This window comes from Paraburkholderia sediminicola, assembly GCF_046026895.1.
GTDB lineage: Bacteria > Pseudomonadota > Gammaproteobacteria > Burkholderiales > Burkholderiaceae > Paraburkholderia > Paraburkholderia sediminicola_C.
The window spans coordinates 68,427-82,570 of the sequence record NZ_JAQQEU010000011.1; the positions used below are offsets into that span (position 1 = coordinate 68,427).

The window sequence follows — 14,144 nt, forward strand, 5'->3', positions numbered from 1 at the left end:
CGGACTTTTGTGCATAGGCAAAGGCGGGCGGCATCGATCCGATGCCGCCCGCCGGGTACGACACGCGGTCTTGTGAACCGCGTTCAGGCAAGAATTGCCGGCGAATCCGCGGGGTAGCGCAGCCGCCGTTCAAACAGAAATCAGGGGTATAGACCGCGCATTTCGCGCGCTTGCAAAATCCGCTTACAAGCAACGATAAACGCCGCCGTGCGCACCGACACGTTCTGCTCGCTCGACACCTGCCACACCGCGGCAAATGCTTCGCGCATCACGCGCTCCAGACGCTGGTTGATCTCGTCCTCCGTCCAGAAGAAGCTGGAGAAGTCCTGCACCCACTCGAAGTACGACACCGTCACGCCGCCCGCGTTGGCCACCACATCCGGGATCACGAGGATGCCGCGATCGTGCAGGATGTCGTCCGCCGCCGTGGTGGTCGGACCGTTGGCGCCTTCCACGATGATCTTCGTCTTGATCTTTCCGGCGTTCTTTTCGGTGATCTGATTTTCCAGCGCGGCCGGGATCAGGATGTCCGATTCGATCGTCCAGAACTCTTCACTGCTCACGACATCCGCTTCCGGGAAGCCGCCCACGCCACCCGTCTTCGCGACGTGCTCGAGCAGCGCGCCCGCGTCGATGCCGGTCGATTTGTACAGCGAGCCGGTGTGATCCTGCACCGCGACCACCTTCGCGCCCGCTTCCTGGAACAGCCGCGCGGCAATCCCGCCGACGTTGCCGAAGCCCTGCACGGCGATGCGCGCGCCTTCGATATCGAAGCCGATGCGGCGCGCCGCCTCGCAACCGACCACGAACACGCCGCGGCCCGTCGCCTCGCGGCGGCCCAGCGAACCGCCGAGCGTGATCGGCTTGCCGGTCACGACGCCGGTGGCCGTTTGGCCCTGGTTCATCGAGTACGTGTCCATCATCCACGCCATGATCTGCTCATTCGTGTTCACGTCCGGCGCGGGGATGTCGGTATTCGGTCCGATGATGATGCCGATTTCACTGGTGTAGCGGCGCGTCATGCGCTCCAGCTCGCCACGCGACAGCGTGCGCGGATCGACGCGGATACCGCCCTTTGCGCCGCCGTACGGCACGTTCACCGCCGCATTCTTCACTGACATCCACGCGGACAGCGCCATCACTTCGGAGAGCGTCACATCCTGGTGATACCGCACACCGCCCTTGCCCGGACCGCGCGACACGTTGTGCTGCACTCGATAGCCTTCGAAGTGAGCGACGGTGCCGTTATCGAGTTCGATGGGCACGTCGACGATCAGAATGCGCTTCGGGCGCTTCAGGGTTTCGAGCCAGCGGGACAGCGAGCCGAGGTACGGCGCGACCCGGTCGACCTGGCGGAGGTAGTTGCCCCAGGGGCCGAGGTCTTCGCGATTGAGATAGGAGGGAACGGACTGCAACGATGCTGCGGATTGGGCGGTTTGCTGCTGGGAAGACATGAACGCTCCGGCGTTGATCGAATAGGTGCATTGTCGAAAAACGCCGTTTTGAAATCCAATGCCGTTTCCTTATCCGATTATGTTTTTTTTGCATAACGTTCGGGAAGCTGCAAATGCGTGTCGTGGCGCCGCAGTTTTTTTACGCGGCGCCCTGTCCCAGTTCTTCCGACACGACCTCCCACAACTGCCGCACCAGCACCTGGCGCGCGTCGTCGCTTTTCGCCGCGAGCTTGTCGCGGTACAGGCGAATCTCCATGCTCAGCGTGAGCTGCCCCTCGGGCGTGCCGCGCATCGCGCGATCGAGCCGGATCAGCTTGCCATCGGCGACCGCGTCTTCCACCGCGCTATGCGGCAGGAAGGCGATGCCGTGGCCGGCCAGCGCCATTGCCTTGAGCCCTTCGGCCATGTCGGTTTCATACAGCCGGTCGAGATACAGGCGCTCCGGCGCATTGGCGAGGATCACCTCGGTCATGCGTCCGAGATACGCGTTCGGCGTGTAGGACAGATACGGCGCGGGCGTCTCGGCCGTGCCCGGCAGCGTATGACGCGGCCGGCCCGCGCGGCCCGGCGCCGAGAATGGGCTGATCGGCTCGTTGCCGAGCGTCAGCATGTCGTAGCGTGCCGGATCGAGCGCGACCGGGTGGCTGGGATGGTGATAGCCCATCATCAGGTCACAGCCGCCCTCCACTAGGGACAACGCCGCATCGTGCACGTTGAGCGCCCGCAGCCGCGTATGGATCGGGCCCATCTGCGCTTCGATGCGTTGCAGCCAGCGCGGGAAGTACGTCAGCGACAGCGTATGCGGCACCGCGAACTCGATGGTCGCCTGCGGCGTCGCCGTATGGCCGCGCAGCAGCGCGCGGGCCTCGTGAAACTGCGAGAGCATTGCGAGCGCCTGCTCGTTGAACACCTGACCGGCCGCCGTGAGCCGCGTCGGATAAACCGAACGGTCGATCAGTTCCGTGCCGAGCCACGCTTCGAGCGCCTGGATGCGGCGCGAAAACGCCGGCTGCGTGACGTGGCGCAATTCGGCCGAGCGGCTGAAACTACGCGTTTCCGCGAGCGAAACGAAGTCTTCGAGCCATTTCAGTTCCATCGAGGTGTGCTGCCGGGCGGGAGGAAGAAGTCAGCATTCTAGCGGCGCGCAAGCGGCGTGACGCGTTCACGCCGTTGCGGATCGCGCAGCGGCTGGCCGAGCGAGCGCCCACGCGCCTCGCGTCGGGCGTGCCGGCGAAATCACGGCTGGAATCGGCACGCGCGCACACAGTGGTAAAATTCGCGGTTCCCTCCGTTCCCGATCCGCTCTCTGAGCGCTCAACGCTTCGACCCGGTCCCCATCATGTCCGACACCCGCCCCGACACCCTGTTCGCGCTGAACGCGCTCTCCCCGCTCGACGGCCGTTACGCGTCGAAAACCGAAGCCCTGCGCGACTGGCTCTCGGAAGCCGCTTTCATGCGCAATCGCGTGACGGTCGAAATCCATTGGCTGATCGCGCTATCGCGCGCCGGCTTCGCCGAAGTGCCGCGTTTTTCCGAAGCATCCGAGCAATTCCTGCTGCAACTGGCCGAGCGCTTCACCGCGCACGACGCCGCGCGCATCAAGGAAATCGAACGCGTGACGAATCACGACGTGAAAGCAGTCGAGTACTGGCTGAAGGAATCGGTCAAGGGTCAGGAAGAGCTGGAGCGCGCGAGCGAGTTCATCCACTTCGCGTGCACGTCGGAAGACATCAACAACACGTCGCACGGTCTGATGCTGGCCGGCGCCCGCGAACACGTGATCCTGCCGGCGCTGCGCTCGGTGCATCAGCGCCTCGTGGCGCTGGCGCACGCGCACGCCGAGCAGCCGATGCTGTCGCGCACGCACGGCCAGCCGGCCAGCCCGACCACGCTCGGCAAGGAAATCGCCAATGTCGCCGCGCGCCTCGAACGCGCAATCGACCGTGTCGCGAAGGTCGAGCTGCTCGGCAAGATGAACGGCGCGGTGGGCAACTTCAATGCGCACCTGTCCGCGTATCCGGAGTTCGATTGGGAGGCGTTCTCGCGCGAAGTGGTCGAACAGCGTCTGAAGCTCACGTTCAATCCGTACACCATCCAGACCGAGCCGCACGATTACATGGCCGAACTGTTCGACGCCATGTCGCGCGCCAATACGATCCTGCTGGACCTGGACCGCGACGTCTGGGGCTACATCTCGCTCGGCTACTTCAAGCAGCGCACCAAGGCGGGTGAAATCGGCTCGTCGACGATGCCGCACAAGGTCAACCCGATCGACTTCGAAAACTCCGAAGGCAACCTGGGTCTCGCGAACGCCACGCTGCGCCACCTGGCCGACAAGCTGCCGGTGTCGCGCTGGCAGCGCGACCTGACCGACTCGACGGTGCTGCGCAACATGGGCGTCGCGTTGGGTTACTCGCTGCTCGCGTACGATTCGCTGATCCGCGGTCTCGACAAGCTCGAAGTCAACGCGCAGCGTCTGAACGACGACCTCGACAACTGCTGGGAAGTGCTGGCCGAGCCGGTGCAGACGGTGATGCGCCGTTACGGCATCGAAAATCCGTACGAGCAGTTGAAGGAACTGACGCGCGGCAAGGGCATCACGCGTGAAGCGCTGCAAAGCTTCGTCGGCGGCCTCGCGATTCCGCAAGACGCGAAAGACCTTTTGCTCGCGATGACCCCGGCTTCGTACATCGGCAAGGCTGTCGAACTGGCGAAGCGCATCGCTTGATGCGTCGCGTCGCGCTTCATACATGCCTGCCTCGTTACACGAGGCAGGCATAGAAAAGCCGCTCCGGGGAGCGGCTTTTTTTCATCCCTACGACAACGACGAGCGAGCTAGCTAGCCGAAACTCACCGCTCGCCGACCTGCTTCAACACATCGTCGACGATCTGTTCCGGGGACAGTTCGATGCTCACCGTGATCGCTTCATCCGCGCCCGGCTCTTCGAGCGTGTCGAGCTGGCTTTGCAGCAGCGACGGATCGAAGAAATGGCCGGTGCGGCTGGTCAGACGCTTTTCGAGCACCTCGCGCGAGCCCTTCAGGTAGACGAAGCACACGTCCTTGTCGCCGGCGCGCAGGATGTCGCGATACGAGCGTTTGAGCGACGAACATGTGAACACCGCCGTCTCGCCCGCCTTCTGCTTTTCTTCGATCGCGGCGCGGATGGTTTGCAGCCACGGCCAACGGTCTTCGTCGGTGAGCGGAATGCCGTGGTGCATCTTCTCCTTGTTGGCGGCGCTGTGAAACGCGTCGCCGTCGGTGAACGCGCAGTGCAGGCGCTCCGCCAGCATTTCGCCAATTCTCGTCTTGCCGGCGCCCGACACGCCCATTGCGATCAAAATCATCTGAAACTCCTTACAGGACCGCCGCGAGCGCGAAGGTCAAGCCCAAACCCATCAGCGAGATGATGGTCTCGAGGAGCGACCATGTCTTGAAGGTCTGCCCCACCGTCATACCGAAGTACTCCTTGATCAGCCAGAAGCCGCCGTCGTTCACGTGCGAGAAGATCAGCGAGCCCGAGCCGGTGGCGAGCACCAGCAACTCCGGCTTGACCTGCACCGCGCCCGCCGCCGCGATCGGCGCGACGATGCCGCAGGCGGTGGTCATCGCGACCGTGGCCGAACCGGTCGCAAGACGGATCAGCGCCGCGACGAGCCAGCCGAACAGCAGCGGCGACATATGCACCGCGGTCGCCACGTTGACGATTTCCTTCGAAATGCCGCTATCCATCAGCACGCGGCCGAAACCGCCGCCCGCGCCGACGATCAGCGTAATACCCGCGATCGGCGCAAGACAGTCGCCGCAGAACTTCTGGATCTGCTCCCGCGTGAAGCCGCGGCTAGCGCCGAAGGTCCAGAAGCTGACCAGCACGGCCGTCAACAACGCGACGTCCGAGTTGCCGAAGAAGCGCAGCAGATCGTTCGCCAGCGTCTTCGGCGTGGAGATCAGATCGGCCCAGCTGCCGATCAGCATCAGAATCACCGGCAGCAGGATCGTGAACAGCGTGATGCCGAAGCTCGGCAATTCGCGCTTCGGCGCCTTGCTCGCCACGTTGCTTGCCGCGCCGTTTTTCAGGTCATTGCCGTTGCCGCCGGCGCTGCCCAGGAATTGCGCGGCGAGCGCGTTCTCCTTCGGCAAGGTGATATAGCGGGAGATGAGCAACGCGAACAGCGGACCGGCGACGATCGCAGTCGGAACCCCGACGATCAAGCCATAGGCAATGGTCCTGCCGATATCCGCGTGATACGCCTGCACCGCGAGCATCGCGGCCGGATGCGGCGGCAGCAGCCCGTGCACGACGGACAGACCCGCGACCATCGGCAAGCCGACCAGCAGCAGCGATTTATTGGTGCGCTTCGCGACGTTGAACGCGATCGGAATCAGCAGCACGAAACCGACTTCGAAGAACACCGGCAAGCCGACGATGATCGCGACGACCATCATGGCCCAGTGGATGTTCTTCTCACCGAAGAAGTCGATCAACGTGGTGGCGACGCGCTCGGCGCCGCCCGATTCGGCCATCATCTTGCCGAGCATCGTGCCGAGACCGACCACGACCGCGATGTGCCCAAGCGTGTTGCCGTTGCCCGTTTCGAACGATTTGACGATGGTGGCCATCGGCATGCCGGCTACGAGGCCGAGCAGCAACGACACCATGATGAGAACGAGGAACGGATAAACCTTGTAGCGCGTGATCAGCAAGATCAGCAAGGCGATGGCGATCACCGCGTAGACCAGCAGCATGCTGCCGTGGACAGCTTCCATGAAGCTCCTCCTTTGCGTTATTGATTGTGTGTGCGGAACGTGGGCCCGCACGGTGTCTCACGGCGACCTGCGCTGCGCCGAAAACCCGGCTGACCGCGCGGACGCTGAATTTTACTGTTTGTTTCCTGAAAGCGCGCGTCAATCCGTAGCGCAAATGGCAAAGAACAAAGAAGCCTCGGCGCGACAGCCTGAGCGGCTGTATCGACGAGGCTCCTGGGTCGGACCTTGAGCGAGTGACTTGAAGTGGCTGGGCTCTTAGTGCGCGGGCGCGGCGAGTTGGCTGGCGGCACGCGCCAGACGCGTGACCTCGGCCCAGTTCTGCGCGGCCAGCGCAGCCTTCGGCGTGAGCCACGAACCGCCGACGCACACCACGTTCGGCAACGACAGGAAAGTCGTCGCCGTTTCAGCCGTGACGCCGCCCGTCGGGCAGAACTTCAGCGTCGGGAACGGGCCATGGAACGCTTGCAGCATCGGCACGCCGCCGGCTTGCTGCGCCGGGAAAAACTTCACGATCTCATAGCCGAGTTCCAGCGCCACGATGATGTCGGTGGGCGTCATCACGCCCGGCAGCAGCGGTAGGCCCGCATCCTGCGCGGCCTTGTGGATCTCCCTGGTCAGGCCCGGCGACACGCCGAACTGCGCGCCCGCTTTCTTCGCCTGTGCGCAGTGCTCGGGCTTCGTGATCGTGCCGACGCCGACCACGATGTCGTCGGCCAACTGGCTCGCGCGCTCGATCGCTTCCAGCCCGGCTGCGGTGCGCAGCGTGATTTCCAGCACCTTCACGCCGCCCGCGTGCAATGCGCGCGACACCTGTTCGCCCTGTTCGACCGAGTCGAACGCGAGCACCGGAATCACCGGGCCGAGGCGCACGATATCGCTTACTGATTTCGACGTCATGGTCAGACTCCTTGTTTCTGCAGCACTTAGCTGGCTTGGGTGGTGCTTGTGTGTTTGTCGGTATGTGCTTTCGACGCAGCGCCGTGGTGCGCTGTGTGCGCGGTTGCGTCCTGACCCGCGTGCTCGCCCACCATCTTGCCGAACACCGACGCGCCCTGCTCCGCCGGCGCCGCCGCCGCGCGGAACACGCCGAACAGCTCGCGGCCGAAGCCGACCTCGTTTTCCGCCTGATGCTTCGACTCGGCGTTCGGCCGCGCCGCCCATTCGGCCGCGTCGATCTCGATGTCGAGCACCCCCGCTTCGGCGTCGATCACCAGCACGTCGCCGCTGCGCACCTTGCCGATCGGGCCTTGCAGCAACGCTTCCGGCGACAGGTGGATCACCGCCGGCACCTTGCCCGACGCGCCCGACATGCGGCCGTCCGTGACCAGCGCGACATGGAAACCTTGATCCTGCAACACACCGAGCAACGGCGTCAAACGATGCAGCTCGGGCATGCCGTTTGCGCGGGCGCCCTGGAAGCGCACCACGGCGATGAAATCGCGCTTCAGTTCGCCCTTGTCGAAAGCCTCCTGCACCGCTTCCTGCGAATCGAACACGATCGCCGGCGCCTTCACCTTGCGATGCTGCGCCGCGACCGCCGAAATCTTGATCACCCCACGGCCGAGCTTGCCCTGCATCAGACGCAGGCCGCCGTCCGGCTGGAACGGCTCCTTGATGCCGCGCAGCACAGCGGTATCCGCGCTCGCCTCGACGGCCGGCACCCATTGCAGCTTGCCGTCGATCAGCTTCGGCTCTTCGGTGTAATGCTTGAGCCCCTTGCCCGCGACCGTGTTCACGTCGGCGTGCAGCAAGCCGCCTTCCAGCAGGTTGCGCACGAGGAACGCGACGCCGCCCGCCGCGTGGAAATGATTCACGTCGGCCTTGCCGTTCGGATAGATCTTCGCGAGCAGCGGCACCACTTGTGACAACGCGTCGAAGTCGTCCCAGTCGATCACGATGCCCGCCGCCCGCGCGATCGCGACCAGATGCAGCGTGTGGTTAGTCGAGCCGCCCGTCGCCAGCAACGCGACGATGCCGTTGACGATCGCCTTCTCGTCGACCACGTGGCCGATCGGCATGTAATGGCCGCGCTCCACCGTCAGATCGAGCACGCGGCGCGCGGCCTGCGCGGTCAGCGCGTCGCGCAGCGGCGTATGCGGATGCACGAAGGCCGAGCCCGGCAGATGCAGGCCCATCACTTCCATCAGCATCTGGTTGCTGTTCGCGGTGCCGTAGAACGTGCAGGTGCCGTGGCTGTGATACGCGGCGGCTTCCGCTTCGAGCAGCGCGTCACGGCCGCATTGGCCGGTGGCGAACTGCTGGCGCGTCTTGGCTTTGTCGTCGTTGGACAGGCCGCTCGCCATCGGGCCGGCCGGCACGAAGATGGTCGGCAGATGGCCGAACTGCAGCGCGCCGATCAAGAGGCCCGGCACGATCTTGTCGCAGATGCCCAGGCATAGCGCGGCGTCGAACATGTTGTGCGTGAGCGCGACCGCCGTGCCCATCGCGATCACTTCGCGCGAGAACAGCGACAGCTCCATGCCCGCATTGCCCTGCGTGATGCCGTCGCACATGGCCGGCACGCCGCCCGCGAATTGCGCGACGCCGCCGTTCTCACGCGCGGCCTGCTTGATGATGTCCGGGTAGTTTTTGTACGGCGCGTGGGCCGACAACATCTCGTTGTACGCGGACACGATGCCGATGTTCGGCTCGCGAATCTGCTTGATGACGAGCTTGTCGTTGCCTTCCAGACCGGCGAAGCCGTGGGCCAGATTCGCGCACGAGAGCGCGCCGCGCGCCGGGAACTTGCCCTGCGCGTGATGGATGCGGGCCAGATAGGCGTCGCGTGTGGGTTTGCTGCGCTCGATCACGCGCCGCGTGACCTTCAACAATTGCGAATGCGGGGAAACCATCGGAGCTCCTTCGTCTCTGGCGGCAGGCGCACGCGCACTTTGCCAGGTAGGTATCGCGGGGGGCGTCGGCTCAACCGACGACGCCATCTTAGTAGAAAAACTACAGGATCGCAACGACGTTTCCTGCTGCACCGCCGCATCTCACCGGATCGCGCAACGCCTTACTGGCGGCCCATCAGTGGCGAACGACAGAAAACCTGGGGATTACACCTACGGTCGAAAATGTAGTTTTTGTACCTTCTTGTGCAATCGGCTATAGTCCACGCATTCTTCAGCATAGTGCGAGTTTTCCGATGATGCTGTCCCAAGTGGAAGCGATGCGCGAGCAGTTGCGCCCGTCCGAACGCAAGCTGGCCGATTACGTGATCGAGTCGCCGCGCGAGGTGCTCGATCTGTCGATGACGGAAGTCGCCGCCCGCGCGGGCGTCAGCCAGCCGACCATCGCGCGGTTTTGTCGCGCGCTCGGCTTTTCGGGGTTTCGCGAGTTCAAGATCCGGCTCGCGCAGGGCATTGCCGCCGAGGTGCCCGCCGTCTATCGCGACGTGCGGCCCGATGAGCCCACGCCGGGCGTCGCCGCCAAGGTGCTCGACCGGACCATCGGCGCGCTGATCCAGGTGCGCAACAATCTGTCGTCGGACAGCGTGGCGGCGGCGATCGGGATACTGGCGCAGGCGCGGCGCATCGAGTTCTATGGCGCGGGCGGCTCGGGAATAGCCGCGCTCGACGTGCAGCACAAATTCTTCCGGCTCGGCATGCCGAGCGTCGCGTATTCGGACCCGCATACGTTTCTGATGTCGGCGGCGCTTCTGGGCGAAGGCGATGTGGTGGTGGCGATCTCGAACACCGGCCGCACGCGCGACATCATCGACGCCGCGAAAGCCGCGCTCAACGCGGGCGCGAAGGTGATCGCGATCACACACGGCAATTCGCCGCTCGCGCGGCTTGCGACGGTCGGCCTGTTCGCGAACGTCGACGAAGACACGGATATCTTTTCGCCGATGACCTCGCGCGTGTCGCATCTGGCGATCGGCGACATTCTGGCGGTGGGCGTGGCGCTCAGCCGTGGACCGGAGCTGGTGGAAAAGCTCGCGCAGACCAAAGAGGTGATTCACCGGCGCAGGGTCGATTCACACGGGTGAGGCATCGGCCATTCGCGAAGCAGCACGCCAGATACGGAAAGGGCTGTTTGCCGATTGATCGGCAAACAGCCCTCCCTCATTGCAGCCGTGAAACTCACGTCGGGACTCGCGGCCCGGGCGTCGCAATCAGAACGGCTTGATCACGACCAGAGCGACCGCCGCCAGCATCCCGAGCACCGGCAGTTCATTGAACATCCGATACCACCTGTCCGAGCGGCGATTCTCGCCGCGCTCGAAAGTGCGCAGCAGCACGCCGCAATACGCGTGATAGATGATCAGCAGCACCACCACGCCGACCTTCGCATGAATCCAGCCCTCCCCGCTGCCAATGCCGATGAAGAGCCATAGCCATAGACCGCACGCCAAAGCCGGCACCGCGATGAAGGTCATGAAGCGGAACAGCTTGCGCGCCATGATCAGGAGCCGCGCAATCGCGGCGGGTTCCGTTTCCATCGCCAGATTGACGAAGATGCGCGGCAAATAGAACAGGCCGGCGAACCAGGAGGCAATCAACACGATGTGAAACGTCTTTACCCAAAGCATCAGCGGTCCTTATGCAACGTGGTGGCGCAGGCCGGCGCCAGGCCGGCACGCTGCCGCGATTATCGCGGCTATTGACGGCCTTCGCCGTGGCCCAGCACGACGTATTTGAGCGACGTCAACCCTTCCAGGCCGACCGGACCGCGCGCGTGCAGTTTGTCGTTCGAAATGCCGATCTCCGCACCCAGGCCGAACTCGAAGCCGTCCGCGAAACGTGTCGAGGCGTTGACCATCACGCTGGCCGAGTCCACTTCGCGCAGGAAGCGCATCGCGCGATCGTGGTCTTCCGTGACGATTGCGTCAGTGTGCTGCGAGCTGTAGGTGTTGATGTGGTCGATCGCCGCGTCGAGATCGTCGACCACCTTGATCGCCAGCACCGGCGCGAGGTATTCGGTGCGCCAGTCTTCCTCGGTGGCGTCGACGAGCGGGCCCACGCCCGCATCCGCCAGCACCGCGCGCGCCGCCGCGTCCACCCGCAACTCGACGTCCTTGCCGCGATACAGCTTACCGAGCGGCGGCAGCACGTCGGCGGCGATGCCGCGTGCGACCAGCAGCGTCTCCATCGTGTTGCAGGTGCCGTAGCGGTGCGTCTTCGCGTTGTCGCAGACGGTCAGCGCCCGGGCCAGGTCCGCGCGGTCGTCGACATACACGTGGCAGATGCCGTCGAGGTGCTTGATCATCGGCACGCGCGCTTCGTTGATGAGCCGCTCGATCAAGCTCTTGCCGCCGCGCGGCACGATCACGTCGACATAGCCGGTCATCGTGATCAGCTTGCCGACCGCCGCGCGGTCCGGGGTGGCGACCACCTGCACGGCATCCTGCGGCAAGCCGGCCGTCTGCAGGCCTTCGCCGATCAGCTTCGCCAGCGCGGTGTTGCTTTCGAGCGCTTCCGAGCCGCCACGCAGAATCGTCGCGTTGCCGGACTTCAGGCACAGCGCCGCGGCGTCGATGGTCACGTTCGGGCGCGATTCGTAGATGATGCCGATCACACCGAGCGGCACACGCATCTGGCCGACCTGAATACCGCTCGGCCGATACTTCAGATTGCTGATCTCGCCGATCGGATCGGCCAGCGCCGCCACTTGCCGCAAGCCTTCGAGCATCGTGTTCAGCGCTTTGTCCGACAGCGTCAGACGGTCGATGAACGCGGCGTCGTGTCCCTTGTCGCGGGCGCGCGCGACGTCGCGTGCGTTGGCTTGCTTGAGCAGCGCGGCATCGCGCTCGATGGCCTGCGCGACGGCCGCGAGGGCGGCGTTCTTCGACGCCGTCGAGGCGCGCGCCATCGCACGCGAAGCCTGACGGGCGCGGCGACCGAGGTCGGTCATGTACTGGTCGATATCCATGGTCATTCTCGTGGTGCCGCGCACGTCGACGTGCGGCGGACAAGCGGGATTAGCGAAAGATCAAACGATTGTAAGTCGGGTACAGGTGCTTTGCTCGCGGCGGCGGACGGTATGGCCCGGCTCGAACTGGCGCGCTTGATACGGCGCTTGAAAGAGACGATCGGAGCTGGAGGGCGCCGCGCGTGCCGAGCCGCGCGTGAAACTGACAGAAACGATGTCCCGGCTGCGTCGCGCTGTGCTTCAGGCTGTGGTTCAGGCTGGCCTTCGCCCCGGCACGCCCGCTCCCGCCCGAGGTCGTGGCGGCGGCACCGGCGCCGTCTTTGGCGACGCGACGGTCATTGCCAGTTCGAACAGGCCGTCCCACGGATCAGGCGGCGGATCGTTGCGATGATTGCCCGGCGTACCGCCCGACAAGCCCTTCACCTGCCGATCCAGCCGCGCCGCCAACGCCAGCGCCTTCTCCATCGCGTCTTCGGTGACACGCGAGAGCGCCGGCCCGATCAGCCGTTCACGCGGACCCCACACGCGGTTCTCGCGCACCAGCATTGCGAGCGGCTTGCCGGCCGCGACGCCGCGCTTGATCCGCAACAGCGTGCGCACTTCCTCGACGACCGCCCACAACACCAGCACCGCAGCCTCGCCTTCGCCGCGCAGTCCGTCGAGCATGCGCGACAAACGGCCGACATCGCCCGCCAGCATCGCTTCGTTCAGCTTGAAGACGTCGTAGCGCGCGACGTTGAGCACCGCCTCGTGAATCTGTTCGAAGCTCAGCGAACCGGCCGGATATAACAGCCCGAGCTTCTGGATCTCCTGATGCGCGGCGAGCAGATTGCCCTCCACCCGTTCGGCGATGAACGCGAGCGAGCGCCGCCCTTCCTCACCGGCGGCCACGCGCTGACCCTGCGCCGCGAGACGCTGACCGACCCAGTTCGGCAACTGCGCGCGCTCGACCGGATCGATTTTCAGCGCGACACCCGCGTCCGCGAGCGCCGTGAACCAGGCCGACTTTTGCGTGGCCGCGTCGAGACGCGGCAGCGTGACGATGGTCAGCACGTCGTCGTTGACGGCGGCGGCGAGCGTCTTCAGCGCATCCGCGCCTTCCTTGCCGGGCTTGCCCGACGGAATGCGCAACTCGACCAGTTGCCGGTCGCCGAACAGCGACATCGACTGGCTCGCGCCCAGCAGCGAACTCCAGTCGAAGCCGCGCTCGACCGTGAACACCGAGCGGTCGGTAAAACCGGCCGCGCGCGCCGTCACGCGAATCCGGTCGCACGCTTCCTGCGCGAGCAGGTGCTCGTCGCCGTAGACGACGTACAGTCCGGCGAGTCCCTTCGCGAGATGCGCTTCGAGCGCGTCAAGTCGCAGTTGCATGGCTACTGGCCGGCGAGGTTGGACAGGTGGAGTGAATCGGACACGGCATCACGCTCACAGCGGCGGCGGCGGCAACGGCGCGCGCGGCGCGATGGCCGGCACGCCTTCGCCCGGCGCGGGATTCATCGAACGCACTACCCCGAGGCGGCGGATCAACTGGTCGACCGCGTCGTTTTCCATGTCGGCGAACAGGATGTCGGACTCGGCGGCCTTGGCTTGCGAGAACTGGTCGCTGTAGGTCATCGCGCGATTCAAGGCGATCACGCTCGCCGGGATCAGCACGGTGCCGTCCTTGCCGGTCAGCGAGTAGTTCATCGACAGATTCAGTTGATACTCCGCGACTACGCCGAGCGAGGTCAGCGTCAACGTGCTCGTGCTTCGGGCTTGCGCGAGTTGCAGGATCGCGTCGGCATTCGCGAGCGAAGTGACCACCACCGTGTCGCTGCCGCCCTGCACCATGCGCGTGAGCCGCGCGACGGCGGCCGGGGAGCCGCCCGAAACATAGAGGCGTTTGAATGCGTAGTCTTGCTGGCCGCGCAACTGGAAGCCGCAGGCCGACAACATCATCACGCTGCAAGCCAGCGTCAAAAACGATCTGCGAGTCACATTGGCTCCCGGTTCGCAGTAGATTGCGCAACGCAGACAAGCACCGCTGCGCGCGGCGGCGCTTTGTCTGCCGG

12 protein-coding genes are annotated in these 14,144 nt (G+C 64.9%); 2 read left to right on the forward strand and 10 right to left on the reverse strand.

Annotated features, from left to right (window positions below; translation table 11 throughout):
• Positions 1 to 140: 140 nt before the first annotated feature.
• Positions 141 to 1,454: a Glu/Leu/Phe/Val family dehydrogenase gene (locus PQR02_RS10545; protein WP_408229407.1), complete on the reverse strand. Its 1,314-nt coding sequence runs from the start codon at positions 1,452 to 1,454 to the stop codon at positions 141 to 143.
• 139 nt (positions 1,455 to 1,593) lie between these two features.
• Entirely contained in the window at positions 1,594 to 2,550 is a 957-nt protein-coding gene (locus tag PQR02_RS10550) for a LysR family transcriptional regulator (RefSeq protein ID WP_408229410.1), read from the reverse strand.
• Between the two features lie 243 nt (positions 2,551 to 2,793).
• On the opposite strand from PQR02_RS10550, the gene purB reads away from it, so the two are divergent.
• Positions 2,794 to 4,182 (forward strand): adenylosuccinate lyase, encoded by a 1,389-nt coding sequence (gene purB / locus PQR02_RS10555; RefSeq protein ID WP_408229413.1) that lies wholly within the window; start codon positions 2,794 to 2,796, stop codon positions 4,180 to 4,182.
• A gap of 122 nt (positions 4,183 to 4,304) precedes the next feature.
• Here the strand turns inward: purB and PQR02_RS10560 are convergent, their stop codons facing one another.
• The 4 genes from PQR02_RS10560 to edd all read right to left on the reverse strand — a co-directional run bounded on the left by PQR02_RS10560 (position 4,305) and on the right by edd (position 9,071).
• Positions 4,305 to 4,799, reverse strand: a complete 495-nt coding sequence (locus PQR02_RS10560) for a gluconokinase (RefSeq protein ID WP_408229416.1) — start codon at positions 4,797 to 4,799, stop codon at positions 4,305 to 4,307.
• A gap of 10 nt (positions 4,800 to 4,809) precedes the next feature.
• Positions 4,810 to 6,219, reverse strand: coding sequence for a GntT/GntP/DsdX family permease (locus PQR02_RS10565; protein WP_408229419.1), 1,410 nt, complete (start codon positions 6,217 to 6,219; stop codon positions 4,810 to 4,812).
• Positions 6,220 to 6,474: 255 nt separating this feature from the next.
• Complete coding sequence (gene eda, locus PQR02_RS10570) at positions 6,475 to 7,116, reverse strand: bifunctional 4-hydroxy-2-oxoglutarate aldolase/2-dehydro-3-deoxy-phosphogluconate aldolase (protein ID WP_408229422.1); 642 nt, start codon at positions 7,114 to 7,116, stop codon at positions 6,475 to 6,477.
• 26 nt (positions 7,117 to 7,142) lie between these two features.
• On the reverse strand, positions 7,143 to 9,071 hold the full coding sequence (gene edd / locus PQR02_RS10575; protein WP_408229425.1) for a phosphogluconate dehydratase: 1,929 nt from the start codon (positions 9,069 to 9,071) through the stop codon (positions 7,143 to 7,145).
• Positions 9,072 to 9,364: 293 nt separating this feature from the next.
• On the opposite strand from edd, the gene PQR02_RS10580 reads away from it, so the two are divergent.
• Positions 9,365 to 10,210: a MurR/RpiR family transcriptional regulator gene (locus PQR02_RS10580; protein WP_408229428.1), complete on the forward strand. Its 846-nt coding sequence runs from the start codon at positions 9,365 to 9,367 to the stop codon at positions 10,208 to 10,210.
• Positions 10,211 to 10,336: 126 nt separating this feature from the next.
• On the opposite strand, the gene PQR02_RS10585 is transcribed toward PQR02_RS10580, so the two are convergent.
• The 4 genes from PQR02_RS10585 to PQR02_RS10600 form a co-directional block, all read right to left on the reverse strand.
• A complete protein-coding gene (locus PQR02_RS10585; RefSeq protein WP_408229431.1) occupies positions 10,337 to 10,753 on the reverse strand; it encodes a CopD family protein in 417 nt (138 codons plus the stop codon).
• Positions 10,754 to 10,821: 68 nt separating this feature from the next.
• Positions 10,822 to 12,093, reverse strand: coding sequence for a glutamate-5-semialdehyde dehydrogenase (locus tag PQR02_RS10590; RefSeq protein WP_408229434.1), 1,272 nt, complete (start codon positions 12,091 to 12,093; stop codon positions 10,822 to 10,824).
• A gap of 252 nt (positions 12,094 to 12,345) precedes the next feature.
• On the reverse strand, positions 12,346 to 13,464 hold the full coding sequence (gene holA / locus PQR02_RS10595) for a DNA polymerase III subunit delta (protein ID WP_408229437.1): 1,119 nt from the start codon (positions 13,462 to 13,464) through the stop codon (positions 12,346 to 12,348).
• A 54-nt stretch (positions 13,465 to 13,518) separates the two neighbouring features.
• A complete protein-coding gene (locus PQR02_RS10600; protein WP_408229440.1) occupies positions 13,519 to 14,070 on the reverse strand; it encodes an LPS-assembly lipoprotein LptE in 552 nt (183 codons plus the stop codon).
• Positions 14,071 to 14,144: the final 74 nt, after the last annotated feature.